The sequence below is a fragment of the Halorussus marinus genome (assembly GCF_004765795.1).
In the GTDB taxonomy this organism is placed as follows: domain Archaea; phylum Halobacteriota; class Halobacteria; order Halobacteriales; family Haladaptataceae; genus Halorussus; species Halorussus marinus.
The window spans coordinates 1-17,707 of the sequence record NZ_SBIV01000014.1 but is presented as its reverse complement, the minus strand read 5'-3'; the positions used below and the strand labels follow the sequence as shown (position 1 = coordinate 17,707).

Here is a 17,707-nt window from a genome sequence, read left to right as displayed (position 1 = left end):
CTCACAGAATGATCTTTCTTGCCGGTCGCGACCGCTATACACAGCGGACCCTCCTCCGCGACGTTCACGACCGATTGACGAACCAGCCAGGGTGTGAAGAGGTCCGCTATCGCCCGTCTCGACGCCGACCCCGGTACGTCATCGCGGGTGTCGATCCGACGACGTTCCTGAGTGACTCGTACGACGCGGCGACAGCACGACTGGAGATTCGCTTCTGGTACCCCGCCGGCGTCGACCACGAATACTACCGCATAAACTGGGTCGAACCGGACCGAAATCTGATGCTCGGATTCCACCAAGATGCCGACCATCCGGACCTTGGGCCCTGTCATATCCAACTCAATCACGAAGACACGCCGGTTGATCGGCACAAGGCGACGTTTCTCGATGCGCACCCACTCGCCGTCCTCGATGACCGACTACAGCAGTTCCCGCCCGCGCTAGATGCGATCCACTGGAAGAATGGAGCGCCCTCGCTCCCTACCTGGCCCGTCTAGACAGCGAGTTCATCGAACCTCTGGTGATGCGTCCAGGCCGTGGTCGGCGTGACGTTTCCGGACTTGGCGATGTCACGGTGCGTTACCCACACCCCCTGTTCCCGCCCCGCTTTGTAGAGACAGGCCGCTGCGAACCTGCCGAATGAACGCCCGCTATGACTGACGTCGGACTTGCGGGTACTCACCGTGTTAACCAACAGAAGCCATCTCCATCGGAGACTGTTGGTTAAACGGTGAGATTCCTACTGCCCTATTCGGGAGCAGGCCCGTAGCGACCTGTGCCACACACTTGGCACTCCCAGATTGGTTGGCCCGTCCAGGTCTCGTCAGGGAGCGACTCGCGTGTACTGAAGCGATGTTCTGTTTCTTTCGTACAGTGCTGGCACTCGAGGGCTGTTACGGTCGGGATTTCAGCTCTGGTACTGGAGGATTTCGTTTCGCGGGGTACTGTTTCCACAGCGATTGCTGGGACGATCCACAGCTGATCGCTGTCGTCGAGCGTGTGCTCGAGGGACGACTCATCGCGAATTCCCTGGCCACGCTCGTCATAGACGCGTGGAATCTCCGTCTGAGAACGATCGCTCCTCTCGTTCCACGCTGTCCGCTCACGGGCCGCTGTTAGTAACGCGTCGCCAGCCGCTGCGGTCACCTCAGTAGCAGCGGGGAGCGTAGGCCAGCGCTCGGTTAGCTGGGGTGCGGGCTCGTCGTCGAGATCGTAGATGAGCGTACAGTCGTCGATGGGCTGGTCGTGACCTGACGAGAGAAGTGTCGCTGCTGCTGCTCCCCTTGCCACGGCGCCGTAGAACGTCCCCGATTCGACGAGGAAGTGGATCACACCACGCAGTGTCTGCTCGGAACTCGCAGCACCCGACTCCGACGCGCCGTCAAGTTCGTGTTCGAGACAGAACCGGCATTTTCGTTGCGACGCCGGGATCGATGCGCCACAGGAGACACAGGATCGGTCTGTGTCGGTTGTTCCGTCCGGATACCCACCCGAATGCGAGGCTTCACGCTGGCGGCTTGGCTGGCCGTCTGCTGGCTGATCCAGCGCTGGGTCCGGCACCAGAGCGCCCTCCCCGACAGGTTGGAACGCCTCTCGGTCTGAGTTGTGGTCAGTCATCGATTCGCTCCGCGTTTCCCCCGGTTTGGTATTTAAACTCAGGGGTGAGAAAATGCGGGGACGGATTCGGCGACGACGGGATAAATCTGACCGCCTGAGACCGATTCAGTCACGGAGCTCGGCGACCGCTCGACCGACCTCGCGAACGTGCTCACTCCGCTCGATATCGAGTTCTGTCGACAGATACTCGACAGTCTCGTCCAGATCCATACCCCCTTGTAGACTCTCTGCCTGTATGTAGGTATTCCTCTACCGGAGGCGTCTCAGATCGCTTGGAGTTCGTCTCGCCGGCTTCGGAGCGTCACGACTGACACCTCTGCTGCCGACGCGACGGTGGATTGGGTAATCAACGCGCCCTGCTCTTGGGCAGCCAGATAGACACAGGCGGCCGCGACGCCCGATGGCTGACAGCCGTTCGTGAGGGTTGTCCCCTCGGCGCGTTCTGCGAGTTCGTTCGCGCGCCGACGAATGTCGTGGTCTAACTCCAGCGCCGAGATCAGGCGTGGAATGAACGACGTCGGGCGCATTGGTGGTGCTGGGAGCTCTAATTCGCGATTCAGTGTTCGGTAGGCGTTGGTGACACGAGCGGACTCGACTCGGGCGGCGTCGACGACATCCTCGAGGAGAAGCGGGTGTTGGTTACATCGACAGGTACCGTAGATACTCGCTGCACCGATGGCTTCGATGGATCTGCCTCGAAGCAGATCCTCGCTCTGAGCGCTCCGGAAGAGCTGGCACGCCTGGTCACGAATCGACTCAGAGAGCTCGAGCGCACTCGCCAGCCGGCGTACCTCGCCCAACCCGTGTGCGAGATTCCGTTCCGCTTTGGACCGCCAGCGACCACGGGTCTGCTCACGTCGCATCCGGGCCAGCTGCCGGCGTTTCTGACCAGAGAGTTCGTTCCCGTGTGCGTCGGTTCCGTGGCCGATCTCGGTCGAGATGCCTCGATCGTGACGGGCTGTAGTGAGTGGTGCGCCTGTTCGCTCGCGCTCGTCTGCATCGTACGCCCGCCACTCCGGCCCGTGATCGATACGTTGTTCCTCGATAACAAGTCCACAGTCCTCGCAGATCGTTTCGACCGCATTCGTAGTGACCCGGCCGTCACACTCTGGACACTGGGTAGCGCTCGACTCTGTTTGGACGTCTTCGTCGAAGCCAGTTTCGTAGATGTCTCTGGTAGTCATCGTTCTCACCATGTTCAGGAACTCGCCAGTACAGCGAATCCTTCACCCATTATGGGTGGAATAAACCTCTACAAGACGGTTCAGATATCTCGGAACCGATGGCGTACAGCGACCGAGTCTGATTCTTATACCAATGAACTGGCTATGCAGGAACTGGGGCGGCACTCAAGGCCACAACAGGGGACCGAATACATATTTATCTAAGGTGAGAGGGGGAGCATATGAGTGATTCACATCTTCGGCGTCTCCATGAACTCAACCGTGAATATCCGGCGGTTGATCGGTCGACATTATATCGCGAATACCACCTTCAGCGCTTCGATATGCTTAATTCAGAGGATGCAATTCCACAGCTCTTGTTCCATATTGTTCCTGAAAGTGCTCTTGATGGATCGCGTCTTGTCGATATCACAGAACTTGAGGAACTGCCTGTTCCCGCGACGTGTCGACCATCGTTTCGGCCCGATAGACTGTTTGAACACGCGGATCCGACATGGAACCATATTGTCGCTCGCTACGAGAATCGAAAAGACCTGAGTTCAGTGGCAACTCTGTATGATACTGGCATATATGAGGCCCGGGGGAGCGGGCTCTGCTATCCAACCGGTCATTCATACGACTGTGACTATGCAGTCAGTTCACAGGATCTTGAATTAAGTCTCGTCACCGTCCTCCAGTTCTATCGTGACGTCCTTCCTGATGAACACAGCGAGAAGGTGTATGCAATCCTCAGTGGGACAAATCTCACGAACGCGACAATAGACCAACATCGGCAGGTTGACCGGGTTGAAGCATTTCCTGAACCTAACCGCACCTCGCGCCTCACACCTCTCAGTCTGTCCGATGAAGACGGTATCCGTGACCAACTCACACCGCTTTTCCGACCATTATCAAACTCTCAGTTCGGATATCATCCCGGTTTCTATTACGATGATGAAGGTGCGTGGGAATTGGATGAACATCTAGAGTAGCGTTGTTACTGGCTTTGCATCCGGTCCAGCTCATTCTGGATTAGATCGGATGGCGGCTCGTAGAAATCAAAGATCTGGTATAGCGGTTGGGTCAAGGTCTCAACCACTTCCGGTAGAGCGTCTTCAAAATCTTGAACAGTGAAGCGTTGACTGGCCGTAACTGTCGCTTGATGTGATTCTCTTTCAATCGGAGGGAAAAGTCCACGGCGATTTTCAATTGAGCCCAGTGTTCGTCCCTCTAGTCCCGTCCATCGGGCTTGCACGGTGACCGACGTGTTTTCCTCACCGAGTTCTCGCCCCAACCGCTTCGCATGTAGCAAGCATTCACCGACTCGCCAGATTGGGAGAATATAATCCAAAACTGTACCTGGCTCAAGTTCATCTTTGCTGTCTTCCTGATAGCCACGAAGCAAGAACAGCATCCCGTCTGGGGATGCACGCCAGTAGTCTGCGTGCGCTGGGTCATCGAATGTTCCGCCGGTATACCACCCTTCGATTGTCTCATCGCGGGGATGTACCTGATCCTCGCTGATCAGCCACGCCGGCCACCCCGTTTCATGACCTTTCACCTCCCGTAGTAGATCTAAGAACTCAGAGAGAGATGGCTGATCAAACTCAGAATCCAGACTGTAAGCAAATGACCAGTACCCGTGACGATAGGGTGAATTATCCATATTTCCGTACTCGTCCATCACGTTGGCTTCCCAGTCTTCCCGCATAGCCTCAGTCCACGAAGCAAGCTGATCCAGCGGATCAATCTCTTCTTCACTTGCTCCTTTTTCGAACCCCGTCAGTACGGTTCGCATTCGATCTAACAGATCATCACGTGAGGCAGTGACACACCGCCGAATCAATTCGTCCCACTCACGTCCTGTCTTCGGTGCTGCACTTTCTGGCCCTGGCCGCCTAATATAATATGTGTTGTAGGTAACGTGTTGGTCTTCAGGGCCAGCACTGTCTGATCGAATCGGCACCCGATGGTCTCCCGGTACATCGATAATTGGAAAGACTTCACCAGATTCTGGATGTTCAATATGGTATACTTCACAGTGAAACTGGGGCTCAGCAAACTTCTCAACGATCCCATTAATCGTATCTTGATCGTAGTGGTCAATCGGATGTGGTCGAGATGGATCCGGTTCCCATGATTCACCGACCTCCTCATATCCAATCAAAATCTGACCCCCACCAGAATTCGCTAATGCGAGCATCGCTTTTGCTACGTTTGCCTTGTCCACATTATCAGACAGATCAAGCCAGCTTTTGATTTCACGATGGACCTCTTCTCGTGGATTACGCAATAGATCCTGCCACCGCTGATCCACGTCTCCCGATTTAACCATATTCCCTCTATGTTTCTAGTCAGCCTAAAAACCTCTCTAGGCGGTAGTTGCTTTTTATTTCGGACGGATACACGCGGTTAGCGAATTCCCGAATTCTGACATACATCTCAGCTCGGTTCTTGAGGTTGTGGCTGCGCGCGCAGCGACCAGCGGGAGCGAGCACGGAGCGGTGGGTGGGGCGGTGGGGCCTGGGCCGGTCCGGCACTCACGAAAAAAGAAAGGGCGTTGCCCCTACTCCTCCCACCAGCGGCGGTCGCGTTCTGGGAAGACGATCATACTGTCGTAGGTCACGGCGAGTGAACATCGTCCCTCGTACCAGTTCTTCTTAACCGCCCGCATTCGGACGGTGTCCCCTTCTTGGACGAAGGCAGGCTCCGATTTTCGCCACGAGGTGAACTTGATTTTCCCGGTGTCGTCCGCGACCAAGCCCACTTGAGCGATCTTCCGGCTGGAAGCATCCCAGAGCTGAACGACTTCTCCTTCGATGCTCACCTCATCCGTCTGCACGTCCGGGACGTCCTCGATCGGGCAGATGGCGCCGGGGGCCGCCTTGAGTGCATCCATCGTGTCGAACACTGCTTTGGTGATGTCTTGCCCCTTGGCGACCCGCTTTGCGAGCGCCCGCGAGACGGCCGCCCGACTGTGACCGGTGCGAAGCCGCTGTGCCATCCGGTCTGCTTCCTGGTTCACCTTCGCCAGCTCCATCCGGGAGAGACGCTCTCGCGGATCCGTCCGGTCCGGGGTGCGTTCCGCCCGCTTACGCTGTCGCCGTTCGGTGACGACCTTGCGAGTTCGCTTCGCCCGCCCGTCTTGGGTGCCGAGTTCCGCCTGGGCGCTGATGTGGTCCAGTTCGGCCTCCCGGGCGCGAATCTTCTCTTCCTGCGCGAGGGGCAGGTGCGAGAAGTCCTGGACGATGCCGTCTGGGTGGTTGGAATCCACCTTCGCCTGCTTTTCCTGCTGAACCGTCGCTCGGAACTCCGGTTTGTCGTCGACGACCTTGAAGCCGTCCTCGTCGACGCCGGCGTCTTCGGTTCGTTCGAATGCCTGTTCATCCACCGTAACGACCTTGCGACTCGAGTTGTTACTTGACATTGGTATCCTCCAGATACCACTGAAGGCGCTCGTGCGCCGCCACCGCGATGCCCCTAACATCGCGGTTTTCCGACGACGTCGACGACCGATAGCACCGACTGCGCGCTCTCGCTCGCGCCTTCGCGAGCGCCCTACCGGGCGCGAGCGAGAGCGCGCCCGAGTGCGGCGACCCCAACCAGCACCGCGCGCCGACCCGCCCGGAGCGAGCGGCCAGCGGAGAAAGCGTGGGGGGTGAGCAGCCACGCCGCGCAACCCCCCGCGCTTTCCCGCTGGCGCCGAGGGCACATTCACTTTAGCCCGGCAGCCCGCCCGCTACCGCAGGCAGGCAGCCCGGAATGGTCGGTCGCGAGCGACGCGGAGGGCGGCAGCGGCGAGCGGGGCGGGCCGGTACGGACACACCTGTCCACCCGGCTGCGCCGCTCGGATGGTCATTCACCGTCCTGGCGGACTCAGAAAGGGCGAGGCCGCCTCGGTCGTCCCCCGACCCCGCAAGCACCGCAGGGACGAGGAGCGCAGCGGTGGTCGCGGGATGCCGAGCGGCCGAGGGCTTTCAGGGAGTGTCGCTGTCGACGAATTCGATCGCGCTACTAATCCGGTGCCCCGGCTGGCTCGTCGAGAAGGACATCGACGCCGTCGTGGGTGACGGCGAGTTGGATCCCCTCCACGGTGAACCGGACTTCCACGTCCCCGGCTGAGGATGCGAGAAGCTGCTCGAGTGCCTCGACGTCAACAGCGTCGTGGAGCTGATACGAGTCGGTGGGGAGCCCGTGGGCTTCCAGTGTCTCGACGATTTCAACGAGTAGATCGGGGGATGGATCTGAGTCTCTCGGGGTGGAGGGTGCCATTATGGCCTCGACGGGTAGATAGGACGAACAGGAGTTAAAAATGGGGGCTCGACGGCCTGTCGCTGCGGCCTTTCAACCGGTCCCTCAGTGGTCGTCCTGTGCGTTTAGCTCCTCGAGAAACCAGCTGGCTGCGGTTCCGATCCGAACGCCGTCGACGTTGCGCATCTCAAGGCCGTTCGTGGCGGTCCGGAACGGCTCGTCGTCGACGAGGATGCGGTTGATGACTGTCCGGACCGACTCCGTTCCGTATCTGTCGACGAGAGCCGCGACCGCCGTATCGAAATGTGCATCCTCGTGCTCGGTTCGCGGGTTCTGCGCCCGGTAGATCACGAGGTCAACCACATCGTCGACCGATGCGTGCTCGGGATTCCCGGTTTGCTCACGAACATTATAGTTGGCCTCTGTATCAGGCATTGCGAGTCACTCCGCCGCGTCGTCCGTATCGGTCGTCGCCGAGTCGGTTTCTCGTTGCTCACGGATTGCAGCCAGCGTCTCCTCAAGCGTACCCACACAGCCGATCGCTGCGAGCTCATCGGCAATCTCGTCGATGAGTGCGGCTCGCTCGACGGCAGTCTCGTCGCCGGCGGTCCTGTCGATCGATGCGACGCGAAGCGCCCGCGTTTCGTGCCAGCCACAGTCCCAACAATCGCGGGTCACCTCGATCTGCTCGTCCTCTTCCGCTGCGAGGACGGCGTCGGACAGCGACGTCGACAGGGGCCGGTCTGGTCCGACCTCGAGGGTGACGGGGGACCCGCACGCGGGGCAGTCCATAGTCATCCCGAGGAGCGCCCGTCTGTTGAAGATAGCGGAGCAACGAGACAGCGACACAACCAGCGCTGCTGAGTTCGCGGGGTGGGACAGCTACGGACAACTGTGACCCTCCCGCAGTGGTCGCCGTACCACTCGCGTCGACGACCGCTCGGCGGGTCAGTCAGAGACGATGTGTGCCTCGAGGTCGCGTGTCCAGTACGTTGCTGGCCCGCCTGGACTACACCGCGCACAGACCTGTATCGGGCCTTCGAGATGGCCGAGTTCGATTCGAAACCGTGTGAGCGCTGCGAGCGCGTTGACGACGAGGCCACAGCTGTCACAGGCGTAGTGATCACGATCATCGGGATCCGGCGTCTCTTGGATCGCACAGTCGACGCAAATCGGGTGGTTGACCCGCTCTTCCTTCCCCCACGTGTAGGCGATCCCAGTCTCTATCCCGGATGGAGCCTCGCAGAAGGCACAGCCGGCCAGCGTCTGCTGCATCACCCATCACCCTCGCCGGCGTCCCGGGCGGCCGTCCAGCCTGTGTGGAAGACGGCGAGCTGCTGCATCGATTCGAACGCTGTGTTGCTGGGCTCGTGAACGAGGAGCCGCTGGTCGACGACCGGTGTGACTGTCCCGGCATCGAGTAGCTCTCGAACCAGCTGGCGGGCCGTCTCGTCGTCAAGATCCGCCGTCGATGGTGACCGCGCATCCCGATCCTGAGCGAGCAATTCCGCTTCGAACCGTTCGTGATCGTCTGCCGTATCGTCGTATCTATCCGGACCAGACATACAAATCAGGGGCAGCACAGGAACCGCCCCGCACCCACTCGGGGGCACAATAAACAGTCGCCACAGTCACCATTCTCAGTCACGATGTCGATCTGCTCCTTCACCCTCCACGCCCCACGCCATCGTCCGGGTGGCAGCCTACTCTCGCTTGGCCAGCGGCCTGGCATCTCGGCCCTGGTGGCCGCGAACATAACTTTGGGCCGCCACCCCCACCACATATCGGTTGATTTTCCTGCTGTCTAGTGGCACAATTCGCCTCCAAATCGCAAGACAGCAATACCTGACACCAGATTTCGGGGGCTGTCCGGGAACTCCCTCGTCGGTGAGTCTGGTGTCTAGTGCTGCCGTCCTACGATTTGTTGACTCAGCACGACTCTCAGCATACCTGGTGTCTAGGGGAGGTCGTCGCTGGTGTCAGGTTAACTGTTCGGACGATTTAACCGAAATGGCCCTGTCGAACTCTGAAGAAAGTGAAAGAAATTCTGGTGACAAACGCTTTTCACCCTCTTTTATATACTGTATAGTATGTCTGAAAATGAGAAAAGCTTCTTCGAGTATACCGAGTTTTATTCTGACTCAGAGACTCAGGATCCCGAAGAGGTTATTCAGGATCGTCAAGACCCGGAGATAGCGTACGCTCACATATGTAAAATCGCAGGGACAATCAACGCAGGGTTGGATGCGGTACCTGAGGACCAGCGGGATACTGTAAAGGTGTACTCGGTCGTGGATCTTTTCCGAGCAACGATGCAGTATATCGAGGAGTTTGGATCCTATTTCAGATATCTCATTTTGAATAAGGAATCCTATATTAATGAGATTATCCGGACTTCAAGCGGAGATATACGGCCACTCTTTGAGGCTATTCTGGAGGAGGAACTTGATGGGTATCTTGATAAACGAGATGTTGAGGCTGACTCGAATGAGGTTCTGAGTTTGATCTTTGGGTATCAGGCGGTGCGAGAGGGAGCGATTAGTTTCTCAGAGGAAGAACTGGAAGATGTTCCAGTTGATGTTGGGTTGGCTGATATAGAGATTCACGAAGGTGAGGGTGAGGATATCCCTGAGTCGATGGAGATGGAGTTGTTAGTCGAGGATTCGATTGAGAATCTGAGAAATAAACTCAAGAATATTGCTGTCTTCTATTTGAATTTCCGAGAGGCGTACAACGCCGTTAAACACGGCAATCGGGTTACGGTTGGTGACAGTACTGGGTTTGAGCTCGGGAATGACGAGTTACTCGATGATCGAATTGTTCTCGATGATGAAGTCATTCAGTTCCTGTGTAAGTACTCTGCTGATTCACAGGATGGTGAGCCGTATCTGCTGACTATTCCTCGATCGATTCTGGAAGAGAAGACTCTGAATGTCGTCGAAGATGTGTATACTCTCTATACCCAGGCATATGATGTGGCGACTTTAGATGAGGGTGAAGAGATTAATCTCAGCTTCTGGAAGTCCACCGGTGGTGGTGGCCAGGATGAGAATGATTTGATACATATCGCTAATCCTGATTCTCGGATTCTATTGCCGAGAAATGTAATGCCGGATGTAATTGAGGATTTGCAGGTTCCAGAAAAGTCAACAGTAGAGTGGATCGGTAATTGGTCTCTTGCCGGCGACACGCTGGAGTTTGAGGTAGAGTTTGGTTCGGAGCCTACACCTGAGCATCCAATCCACGTTGAGATTAATTGGGAGAAGACTGCCGATGATATCCACGAATTCGGAGAAGGCCAGTTCAATTTTAATGTTGATCCTGATGATCTGAGTGTTGAGCAATACTTTGAGATGCTCAAAATCCAGGATAAGGATGATATCCGGAGGGTAGAATTTGAATTCCCAGATTCGGATAAGACGTATCAGCAGCGGCTTGAGGAGCCTTTCGAAGGTATCGATTTACCTGAGCCCGAGGATCGTGATATCCTCGAGTTTGTGAAACGTGTGGGGTTGGCGACGGATACTCGGATTCCTCTTCCGGAGTTTATCACGGAGAAGCATCGGGAGGTGTACGATGACTACAAGGATTCCGATTTGGACTCTGATACAGCAGAGGAGATTCTTTCTGAGCTTCAGGAGCGAGGTGAAAAGGTTCGGCGGTCATTAGTGGGTGTTGCTGTCTGGGAGGGTGATTTCTCGGATGTAGATGTTGATGAGGATGAGCCGGCACACGCTGAGGATTTAGGCGAGCTCCGTGCTATAATGGGTTTGAGCGAATCTCAGGATGCGGATGATATGGAACGTTTTCCTGGGGAAGTACGCTGGACACACCCTGAGTCGACGAAGTATACACCTGATGAGTTACTTGATAAGCTGCGAGAAGGGTATGGGGAGACGGTCGGTGAGCTCCAGCGTTCGGAGGTTGATAGGGAGGAGGCTGAATCGGAGTTTAGTCATCGGATTCGTTTCGGGCACGAGACTATGTGGGGAACCTTTGATAAGCACGTTATCGATATCTTCCCAGTGTCTGAGGGGGCGTTTGATAGAGAGGATTCGCCGGAGACGTGACTGTTGAGGTAGTTTAAGATTTGATGCTGAGTGAGTGAGATGTCTACCGATTGGATGAAATGAACCTTCTCGCCCTGTCAAGTGGGGATCGATTCTCGTCCTGGTTTCCCTGATTTGGCTCTTGCTCGAACTCACGTTCTTCGAGAGCAGCCTCTAGCCGATCACGTTCAGAGCGGACGGTAGCGAGCTCCGATTGGAGATGGTTGACCTTTGTTTCCAGCCCCTCGATTTGCTCCGATTTCTCCTCCAGTTCAGATTCGAGACGCTTGATTTTCGCTGTCAACAGACGGTTCTTTTCGCGAAGGTGAGCCCGGTCCAAGTCACCAGGTCGATCGTCACTCGTAGGAGATTCGGGGGGTGACTTCGATTCATCGTCAGCTGCGTTCTCCTCGGGCGTGACCCGCTCGCGCCCGTGGTTCAGGTCCGTGTCTTCGATGGCTTCTAGCGTCTCGTTGTAGGTTTCGTACCCGGGGAATCCCTCGTAGGTTCCTTCCTCGCCCTCACGATCGACGAACGCATTCTCCGGACAAATCTCGAGCGCGACAGCCGCTTTCCGAACGGCCCAGAACGGCATCTGGTCGTAGGTCCCGCCGTCGACGCGGTCCGATCCGGCCTCTGGAACCCACACCGGAATGTCGTAGCCGGCGCTCCGCAGTTCGTCGACGGCAGCCCAGTAGTCCTCCCCGTCGAGGTCCGCATCGGCGGCGGAGATAATCCCCGTCGCGAGCGCCATCAGCTTCGCCGGCCCGCCCCCGGCGTTAACCTTCGAATCGCCGAAGGTATTGGCCTGCTCGTCGACGAAACAGGATTGCCCGCTCTCACTGTGGCGCCAGCACGGGTCGAACTGCGGCCGCGGCTGGTTCGGATCCGTATCGTAGGCATCGCTCGCGTAGTGACGGGCAATCTCGGTGATGTCGATATCCTCGACAGCCTCGTAGACGTCCTCTTTGAACGGCGTAACGGGACGGCCTTCGAGGGTACCGTCGAGTTCTGCCATTCGCTCTTCGCGTCGCTGGAGCGCTGCCTCACGCTGTCGCTGGCGCTCCCGTTCCCGCTCACGCTCCGCTTCCACCCATTCCTCCAGCGTGGCCTGCCACCCCCCGTGGTCCTCGTACAGGTCCGGCCAGAGCGTCGCGACAAGCGAGTCGACGCAGTCCGTGTGCTCGACTCGCGTGAGGTCATCGGCCCAACTGACCGCCTGCTCGAGGAGTGCGTCGTCGACACCCTCGAACGGACGGAGTTCGTAGCGGACGTTGTCGGTCGCGATGGGCGTGACGACGGCATCGTGGTCGGCGTGGATCGAGAGTGGCGGCTTGTACTGGCGGTTCTTGTTGTTCACCCAATCGGGCTGAATGACGTCGCCGGCGCCGTCGACGCGCTCGTTCACGCGGGCCTCTGCCTTCTGGAGCCATGCGTTCGAGCGGTCGAGGAACTCGTTGAACACCCGTTCGAGCGCATCCGGATCGTCATTGAAGTGGTCCGCAATTGGTAGTGTGGCCTCCGGGGCCCCAAAGACGTACGCGCCCCCGACGGAGTCCAGCGCATACACCGCCTTCCGCGTGCCGTAGAGCGTTGCATACTCGTCGATGTAGGCGTCGAGGGTACGCTCGACGAGGGCACGCGTCTCGCCATCCAGGTCGCCTCGCTGCGGCTTGATGTCGTCGGCGAGGTCAATATCGCCCCAGGTGGGAACTGCCCGGAGGTCGGCATACCCGGGGGTTGGGGGCTCATCCTGCCAAACGGTCGTCCCCTCAGACTCGTCGTAGCGACAGGGTTCCCACTGTTGGAAGGCGGTCGGTGTCTTGTAGGTGGTGACGGCATAGAGGGTCCGGTTGAGGCGGTCGTGAATCTCGTCGTAGTCACGATCGAGGCGGGCAACCCGTCCGCGCTGCGGATACCCGGCCTTAATCGCCTCGACGTCGTCGTGGTCGCGTTTGATGTACCATCCGACGAAGTCGTTCAACCCGATGGTTGGATAGTTCTTGACAGTCGCCAGCGCCTCGTAGATGGGTTTGGCACGACGGTAGTGCTCGCGGATGGCTGCCTCGGAGAGCGTCATTTCGTGTGCTCCTGCACCTCCTGAGCGGGAGCGAAACGACTACGCACTGGCATCATTCGGTTCCTCCTGGTCGCCGGCGTCGTCCAGCTCGATTCCGACGTAACAGCGTCGCGTCTGACCGTCCAACCACTTCTTGTCACGCTCGAACGCAACGTGGTCGCGAAGCGTACGTGTGAACCGGTTTTTTGGCTTCACCTCGTACTCCTCGGCCGTCGCATATTGCTCGTACGCATCGTAGACCTCAGCGACCGCGACGACCCCGTCGCCGGATTTAACGATGCTATCGCGGACGAATGCTTGGATGCCGAACGGATCGTTCTCGTGGTCTTCCTGCTTCATAGATTGCTTATCGGCAGGTTCGTCTGGCTCCACACCTGCCAGATGGAGTTCATTGTTTTCGATCGCCTCAATGAGCCCAGCAAGGTCTTTGGTCGCGTCAGAGTCTCGAGTGTAGAGCTCGAGATTCTGCTCATCCTCGATGACACCTATCGCATACGAATCATCCGTGTACTCCGGAACGGGTAGGTCGGTACTGGGCACGAACGGGCGCTTGACAGGTACCCAATCCGCTTCGAACGCCTCACGTGACTCGTAGGACTCGGGAAGTTCTCCCGGCCTAAAGACGGTGTATGACTCGCTCTCGGCGTCGTAGCTGTACGTCGCCGGGAACTGATCTTTCGACACAGCGTCGAAGGAGTCGATCCGGGCGTGCTGGTCTCCGGCACTATCCTCGAGGACGAACGCACCGTCCCGCTCGAACCAGCGGGTGTGGCGACTACCACCAGTGGCCGGTCGGACGGCCGTCACTCCATCCGCGGCTCGCGCACCACCGTTGAATGTGACGTTGTGGTTCATCGTATACAGCCGTGTTTCCCCGGAGGAGAGCTGATTTCGCGGCTCGCTGAGGATTTTCGCAAGCCGGTCGGCAATCTCGTCAGCCGGCTGATCGTCGTGGTCTGCGACGACGAACAGCGGGATTCGCTCCTGTTCCTGGGCCTTCCGGAGGTTCGTGAGGACCTTCGCCGGCCGGACGTGGGTGGTGGTTTCGACCTCCACCTGGAGCTCCCGGTCGAGATCCGGATGCGTCGCGATGGCATCGGGGCGGGACTCCCCGTTCTGATCGAGGACCTCCACGGAGAACCCCGCAGTTGCGAGGGATTGCTCGACCGTTTCAAGGACTGCATCGTGGTGCTCGCCCCCGCCGGTCGGTGATGTCGACGTGTCGGGCGCGGCTGCTTGCTCACCCTCGTCTGTGAGCCGACACTGCACCGACGAACCACCGTCCGGGAGATCGACCTCGATGAGCGAGGACGCCTCCCTCACTTCTGGTAGTGTCTCGTAGCCCTGCGCCTCGATGGTGTCTTCCTCGATGCGCGAGAGCAGTTCCTCATCGACGTCCTCGACGGAGACCCAGCCGTTCGTCTCACGTACGTCGTTCGACAGCTGGACGGCGCGAATCGCACGGGCCATCGCGACTTCCAACGGTAGGTCATCCGCGTTCTCCAGAGCGACGTCAGTCGCAGCGTCACGGCTCTCCACGGTCGTCCCGCCGGCGACCCCGTACTCCTCGCGGGTATGCTCGTGGACGGCGTCCAAGGCGTCTTGGAATCGCTCTTCTTGCGTCCCGGTCAGTGGCTGCTCGCTATCGGGATGACCGGGTGGAATCGGAAGGGGTTCGATACTGAACGGGTCGGGGCCGGTTTCGCCGAACTCTGGGCTCGGGAGCTGTGCGATCCACTCGCCACGCGGGAGGGAACTGATCCGATTCTTGAACTCGACGGGATCCATTGCCTCGTGTGAGAGTGCCTCGGCGATGTCGGCGTCGACGGCGATCTTCCCGACGAGCGGACTGCCGATGTTGTTCAGGACGTTCAGGTAGACCTCGCGGTTGCCGGCCTCCTTCATCTGCTCAGGGAACTGCGTCACGAGTTCGATGGATAGCCGGAACTCCCGCCCCTTTTCGAGCAGCGTCGTCAGCGTATCAGAGACGACGACCGACGACGCTTCGTCGATGAGCAGGTTCGCCACGTAGTCGTCTGGCTTGCGGGCCAGCTCGTCGCCGTCGCGACGCTTGACAGCATCGTAGAGCTGCGTCAGAATGACGCCGGTCATCACACGGGCGGCCTCGTCGCGGAGATCGCCGAGGTCGAAGATGACTACTTTGTCCTCGTCGAGGAGGTCGCGGAAGTCGAACTGTGACTCGGTATTGTTGAAGATCCGCCGGAGATGGGCGTCCTGCGTGATGTAGTCCATCCGGTTGCTGATGCCGCTCACGACGTTCGAGAACGTCGCCGGGTTCGAGCGCAGGTGTCGCTCCAGTTTCTCGGCGACCTGCGGGTCGCTGGCTCGCGGTGCATCTTCGGGTGTCGAATCTGGTGGCCCGGCGGCGTGGAACTGGGTCACCGCCTGCTCAAACTGGTCGTGGGTGAAGTAGTTTGTATCCTGCCGGAAGTGTCCGTTTTCGAGGCCGTACTCCTCGTCGTACATCGCCTTGATGAGGTACTTGATGAGCGTCGGCGAGGCGATGGCGTCCTCGTACCGCTCCGGCCCCATCACGAGCTTGATGAGCTCCTCGTAGTGGTCGGCCTTGTCCTGAATCGCGTCGACGCGTCGGACGCCGTCCTCCAATGCCGGCGTGATGTCGAAGAACGCGAAGCCAGGCAGGATGTCGGGCACCGAGAAGTGGAGGACGTTCTCCTCGAGGTCGTCGGTGCCGAAGCGCTTCGCGTGAGCCCGCATATAGTTCTCGGGGAAATTCCCGCCCTTGGAGTCGATGATGAACACTGGCCCGTTCGTCTGGTCGTACAGCGAGAGGGCGTCGTTTTCAAGCGCGACCGATTTGCCGGCGCCGCTCTTCGCGAACCGGCCGACGTGGAACGGAAGTAGATGCGGGGGAATCCGCATCGGCTCCGACGTGGGCGTACCGTCTTCCCCAAGACCGCGGCCGATCGCCATCCCGGCGTCCGTGAACGCATCCATGTGGTCCTGCGCCGGGAGTGGCAGGGGCGTCCGGCTCTCGGGTTCGGCGTCGGACCCCCGCCCGCCCTCGGTCGTGAGGTCAGTTGCCGGCGGAACGACCACGAAGTTCGCCAACTCAGCCGGCCCGAGGACGAGATCGGGGCGGGTCTTCCGCCAGTCGCTCTTGGTAGCCAACGTAGCGTTGAGTACCCGGTCGGCGTGCTTCTTGGCTCGCCGCCCCTTTCGAAGCCCACGGCGGATGCGCTTCGGTCGGAGCCGATAGTGCGGTCCGTTCAGGTGATCGAATACCGACCCGATATCATCGAGACGATGGTCAACCCGCTCTCGTTGTCGGTCGGAGGTCACGAGCGAAAGTGCCCGCATATTCACCGTGAACGTGTGCTGTGGCTCCTTCTCGTCGATAGCCTCGACCCGCTCTCGCCCACCGATGTCGAGATACCGACGCTGTCGCCCGGTGTTCGACGGACTCTGTGGTTCGTTCTCTGTGTTTCCGAGGAGTTCTCCGAAGAACCAGTCGACGACCCGGTCTTCGCCTTCACGGAGCTTCCGCTGGCGCTCTCGTGCCTCGTGCGTCCAGTCCGATTTCCGCTGAAAGAGTACCTGGAACGCGATCGGGTGTTCGGCCCGGGTCAGCTGATCGATGAGTGACGCGAGCGGGGCCCGAGCGTGATCGTCATCGTCGTCTTCCGTATTCGTGAATTGGGGTAGTGTCGTCATCCAGTCTTCCCGCCGGGTAGCCTGCCCGTGCCAACTGATTCCGAGTGGGGTCGTCTCATCGACGGTCGGTTGCGTATGAGCCGGCTGGTGATCGGCATCGAGTTCGGAGTCGGACGGACCAGCCGCTGTGGACTCGTCACTCGAATCGGCCTCGAACAAGACTTCGTCCTCGTCCTGCGACATAGTGCTCTCCGACAGCACACTTCCGCCATCACCGACCGGTTCCTGCCCCGTCGAATCGAAGAGAGTCACGGGCTCTGAATCCGAATTCGGGTCTCCGGAGAATTCCTCAGCTGTCCTGGGGTTCATTCCGTGGCTATCGTCACCTCCGGCACTGTGGTCCTGAGACGGGTCTGCTGTCGATGGGAGTAGCTTCGTTTCCAAGTCAAGGGTGACCCGCTCGAACGTGACGGTCGGAGGATACAGCGTCCGGAGGCGTTCTTCGAAGGCATCTAACCGGCGGTCGGCCCCGTAATAGAACTCGACCGGCTCGTCTGCCCCCTCACTCACTGCGAGGAACTCGAACACCGGTGGCGGATCGCCGAAGGGACCGATACTTGCGAGAAGTCCGTCGTTGCCAGCGTCAAGGCCGTGGAGGCCGGCCAGTTGACGGACTACGGTCTCCGGCGCGAGATCGCTCCGGGAGGGAGTGATCCGGATGTACTCGTCGCCGTTAGCCACTGACGGGATTTCTGACGGGGTCTGTTCAGTCATCCTCCTGAGTGGGCTGTGTTGAATCGCCATACGGCAGAGAGGTAGGCCGCTAAATCAAAGGAGTTGAAGCGGGAGAGTTCCGTTGACCATGACGCAAATCTCCCGCTTCATCGGGGAGGTTGTACCGGTTGCTCAAA

14 protein-coding genes and 1 pseudogene are annotated in these 17,707 nt (G+C 58.9%); 3 read left to right on the top strand and 12 right to left on the bottom strand.

Annotation, left to right across the window (positions count from 1 at the left end):
* Positions 1-8: 8 nt before the first annotated feature.
* Positions 9-497, top strand: coding sequence for a hypothetical protein (locus EPY72_RS20100; protein ID WP_011222449.1), 489 nt, complete (start codon positions 9-11; stop codon positions 495-497).
* Here EPY72_RS20100 and EPY72_RS19890 read toward each other — a convergent pair.
* The 3 genes and pseudogenes from EPY72_RS19890 to EPY72_RS18205 all read right to left on the bottom strand — a co-directional run.
* A pseudogene (locus EPY72_RS19890) lies at positions 494-654 on the bottom strand (transcription initiation factor IIB family protein); the annotation flags it as partial. The gene EPY72_RS20100 and the pseudogene EPY72_RS19890 sit on opposite strands and share 4 nt — an antisense overlap.
* 93 nt (positions 655-747) lie before the next feature.
* Entirely contained in the window at positions 748-1,617 is an 870-nt protein-coding gene (locus EPY72_RS18210) for a biosurfactant protein 1 (protein WP_011222448.1), read from the bottom strand.
* 263 nt (positions 1,618-1,880) lie between these two features.
* The gene (locus EPY72_RS18205; protein WP_049938512.1) at positions 1,881-2,801 is read right to left on the bottom strand and encodes a transcription initiation factor IIB; all 921 of its coding nucleotides are present in this window, start codon (positions 2,799-2,801) and stop codon (positions 1,881-1,883) included.
* A gap of 221 nt (positions 2,802-3,022) precedes the next feature.
* Here EPY72_RS18205 and EPY72_RS18200 point away from each other — a divergent pair, with 221 nt between their 5' ends.
* The gene (locus EPY72_RS18200) at positions 3,023-3,772 is read left to right on the top strand and encodes a hypothetical protein (RefSeq protein ID WP_011222446.1); all 750 of its coding nucleotides are present in this window, start codon (positions 3,023-3,025) and stop codon (positions 3,770-3,772) included.
* A gap of 5 nt (positions 3,773-3,777) precedes the next feature.
* On the opposite strand, the gene EPY72_RS18195 is transcribed toward EPY72_RS18200, so the two are convergent.
* The 7 genes from EPY72_RS18195 to EPY72_RS18165 all read right to left on the bottom strand — a co-directional run bounded on the left by EPY72_RS18195 (position 3,778) and on the right by EPY72_RS18165 (position 8,596).
* The gene (locus EPY72_RS18195; RefSeq protein ID WP_011222445.1) at positions 3,778-5,115 is read right to left on the bottom strand and encodes an AlbA family DNA-binding domain-containing protein; all 1,338 of its coding nucleotides are present in this window, start codon (positions 5,113-5,115) and stop codon (positions 3,778-3,780) included.
* Positions 5,116-5,346: 231 nt separating this feature from the next.
* Positions 5,347-6,207 carry a hypothetical protein gene (locus tag EPY72_RS18190; protein WP_004594516.1) on the bottom strand — a complete coding sequence of 287 codons (861 nt, stop codon included), beginning with the start codon at positions 6,205-6,207 and terminating at the stop codon, positions 5,347-5,349.
* Between the two features lie 587 nt (positions 6,208-6,794).
* The gene (locus tag EPY72_RS18185) at positions 6,795-7,052 is read right to left on the bottom strand and encodes a HalOD1 output domain-containing protein (protein ID WP_004594518.1); all 258 of its coding nucleotides are present in this window, start codon (positions 7,050-7,052) and stop codon (positions 6,795-6,797) included.
* Between the two features lie 84 nt (positions 7,053-7,136).
* On the bottom strand, positions 7,137-7,466 hold the full coding sequence (locus tag EPY72_RS18180) for a DUF8158 family protein (protein ID WP_004594519.1): 330 nt from the start codon (positions 7,464-7,466) through the stop codon (positions 7,137-7,139).
* A gap of 6 nt (positions 7,467-7,472) precedes the next feature.
* Positions 7,473-7,823, bottom strand: coding sequence for a DUF8105 family protein (locus tag EPY72_RS18175; RefSeq protein ID WP_004594520.1), 351 nt, complete (start codon positions 7,821-7,823; stop codon positions 7,473-7,475).
* A 156-nt stretch (positions 7,824-7,979) separates the two neighbouring features.
* Positions 7,980-8,306: a DUF7558 family protein gene (locus tag EPY72_RS18170; RefSeq protein WP_011222441.1), complete on the bottom strand. Its 327-nt coding sequence runs from the start codon at positions 8,304-8,306 to the stop codon at positions 7,980-7,982.
* Positions 8,306-8,596, bottom strand: a complete 291-nt coding sequence (locus EPY72_RS18165) for a DUF8069 family protein (protein WP_004594521.1) — start codon at positions 8,594-8,596, stop codon at positions 8,306-8,308. The genes EPY72_RS18170 and EPY72_RS18165 overlap by 1 nt, the downstream gene beginning before the upstream one ends.
* Before the next feature lie 525 nt (positions 8,597-9,121).
* Between EPY72_RS18165 and EPY72_RS18160 the strand changes: the two genes are divergently transcribed.
* Positions 9,122-11,101: a hypothetical protein gene (locus tag EPY72_RS18160; RefSeq protein WP_004594522.1), complete on the top strand. Its 1,980-nt coding sequence runs from the start codon at positions 9,122-9,124 to the stop codon at positions 11,099-11,101.
* A 43-nt stretch (positions 11,102-11,144) separates the two neighbouring features.
* On the opposite strand, the gene EPY72_RS18155 is transcribed toward EPY72_RS18160, so the two are convergent.
* A complete protein-coding gene (locus EPY72_RS18155; protein ID WP_134671650.1) occupies positions 11,145-13,160 on the bottom strand; it encodes a hypothetical protein in 2,016 nt (671 codons plus the stop codon).
* A gap of 39 nt (positions 13,161-13,199) precedes the next feature.
* Positions 13,200-17,570: a type IV secretory system conjugative DNA transfer family protein gene (locus tag EPY72_RS18150; protein WP_004594534.1), complete on the bottom strand. Its 4,371-nt coding sequence runs from the start codon at positions 17,568-17,570 to the stop codon at positions 13,200-13,202.
* Positions 17,571-17,707 lie beyond the last annotated feature (137 nt).

Excerpts from the sequence above, each read along its gene's own strand:
- EPY72_RS20100 (WP_011222449.1), top strand. The coding sequence starts at position 9 with ATGATCTTTCTTGCCGGTCGCGACCGCTATACACAGCGGACCCTCCTC.
- EPY72_RS18200 (WP_011222446.1), top strand. The coding sequence starts at position 3,023 with ATGAGTGATTCACATCTTCGGCGTCTCCATGAACTCAACCGTGAATAT.
- EPY72_RS18185 (WP_004594518.1), bottom strand. The coding sequence starts at position 7,052 with ATGGCACCCTCCACCCCGAGAGACTCAGATCCATCCCCCGATCTACTC.
- EPY72_RS18210 (WP_011222448.1), bottom strand. The coding sequence starts at position 1,617 with ATGACTGACCACAACTCAGACCGAGAGGCGTTCCAACCTGTCGGGGAG.
- EPY72_RS18175 (WP_004594520.1), bottom strand. The coding sequence starts at position 7,823 with ATGGACTGCCCCGCGTGCGGGTCCCCCGTCACCCTCGAGGTCGGACCA.
- EPY72_RS18160 (WP_004594522.1), top strand. The coding sequence starts at position 9,122 with ATGTCTGAAAATGAGAAAAGCTTCTTCGAGTATACCGAGTTTTATTCT.
- EPY72_RS18165 (WP_004594521.1), bottom strand. The coding sequence starts at position 8,596 with ATGTCTGGTCCGGATAGATACGACGATACGGCAGACGATCACGAACGG.
- EPY72_RS18190 (WP_004594516.1), bottom strand. The coding sequence starts at position 6,207 with ATGTCAAGTAACAACTCGAGTCGCAAGGTCGTTACGGTGGATGAACAG.
- EPY72_RS18155 (WP_134671650.1), bottom strand. The coding sequence starts at position 13,160 with ATGACGCTCTCCGAGGCAGCCATCCGCGAGCACTACCGTCGTGCCAAA.
- EPY72_RS18205 (WP_049938512.1), bottom strand. The coding sequence starts at position 2,801 with ATGACTACCAGAGACATCTACGAAACTGGCTTCGACGAAGACGTCCAA.
- EPY72_RS18150 (WP_004594534.1), bottom strand. The coding sequence starts at position 17,570 with ATGACTGAACAGACCCCGTCAGAAATCCCGTCAGTGGCTAACGGCGAC.
- EPY72_RS18170 (WP_011222441.1), bottom strand. The coding sequence starts at position 8,306 with ATGCAGCAGACGCTGGCCGGCTGTGCCTTCTGCGAGGCTCCATCCGGG.
- EPY72_RS18180 (WP_004594519.1), bottom strand. The coding sequence starts at position 7,466 with ATGCCTGATACAGAGGCCAACTATAATGTTCGTGAGCAAACCGGGAAT.
- EPY72_RS18195 (WP_011222445.1), bottom strand. The coding sequence starts at position 5,115 with ATGGTTAAATCGGGAGACGTGGATCAGCGGTGGCAGGATCTATTGCGT.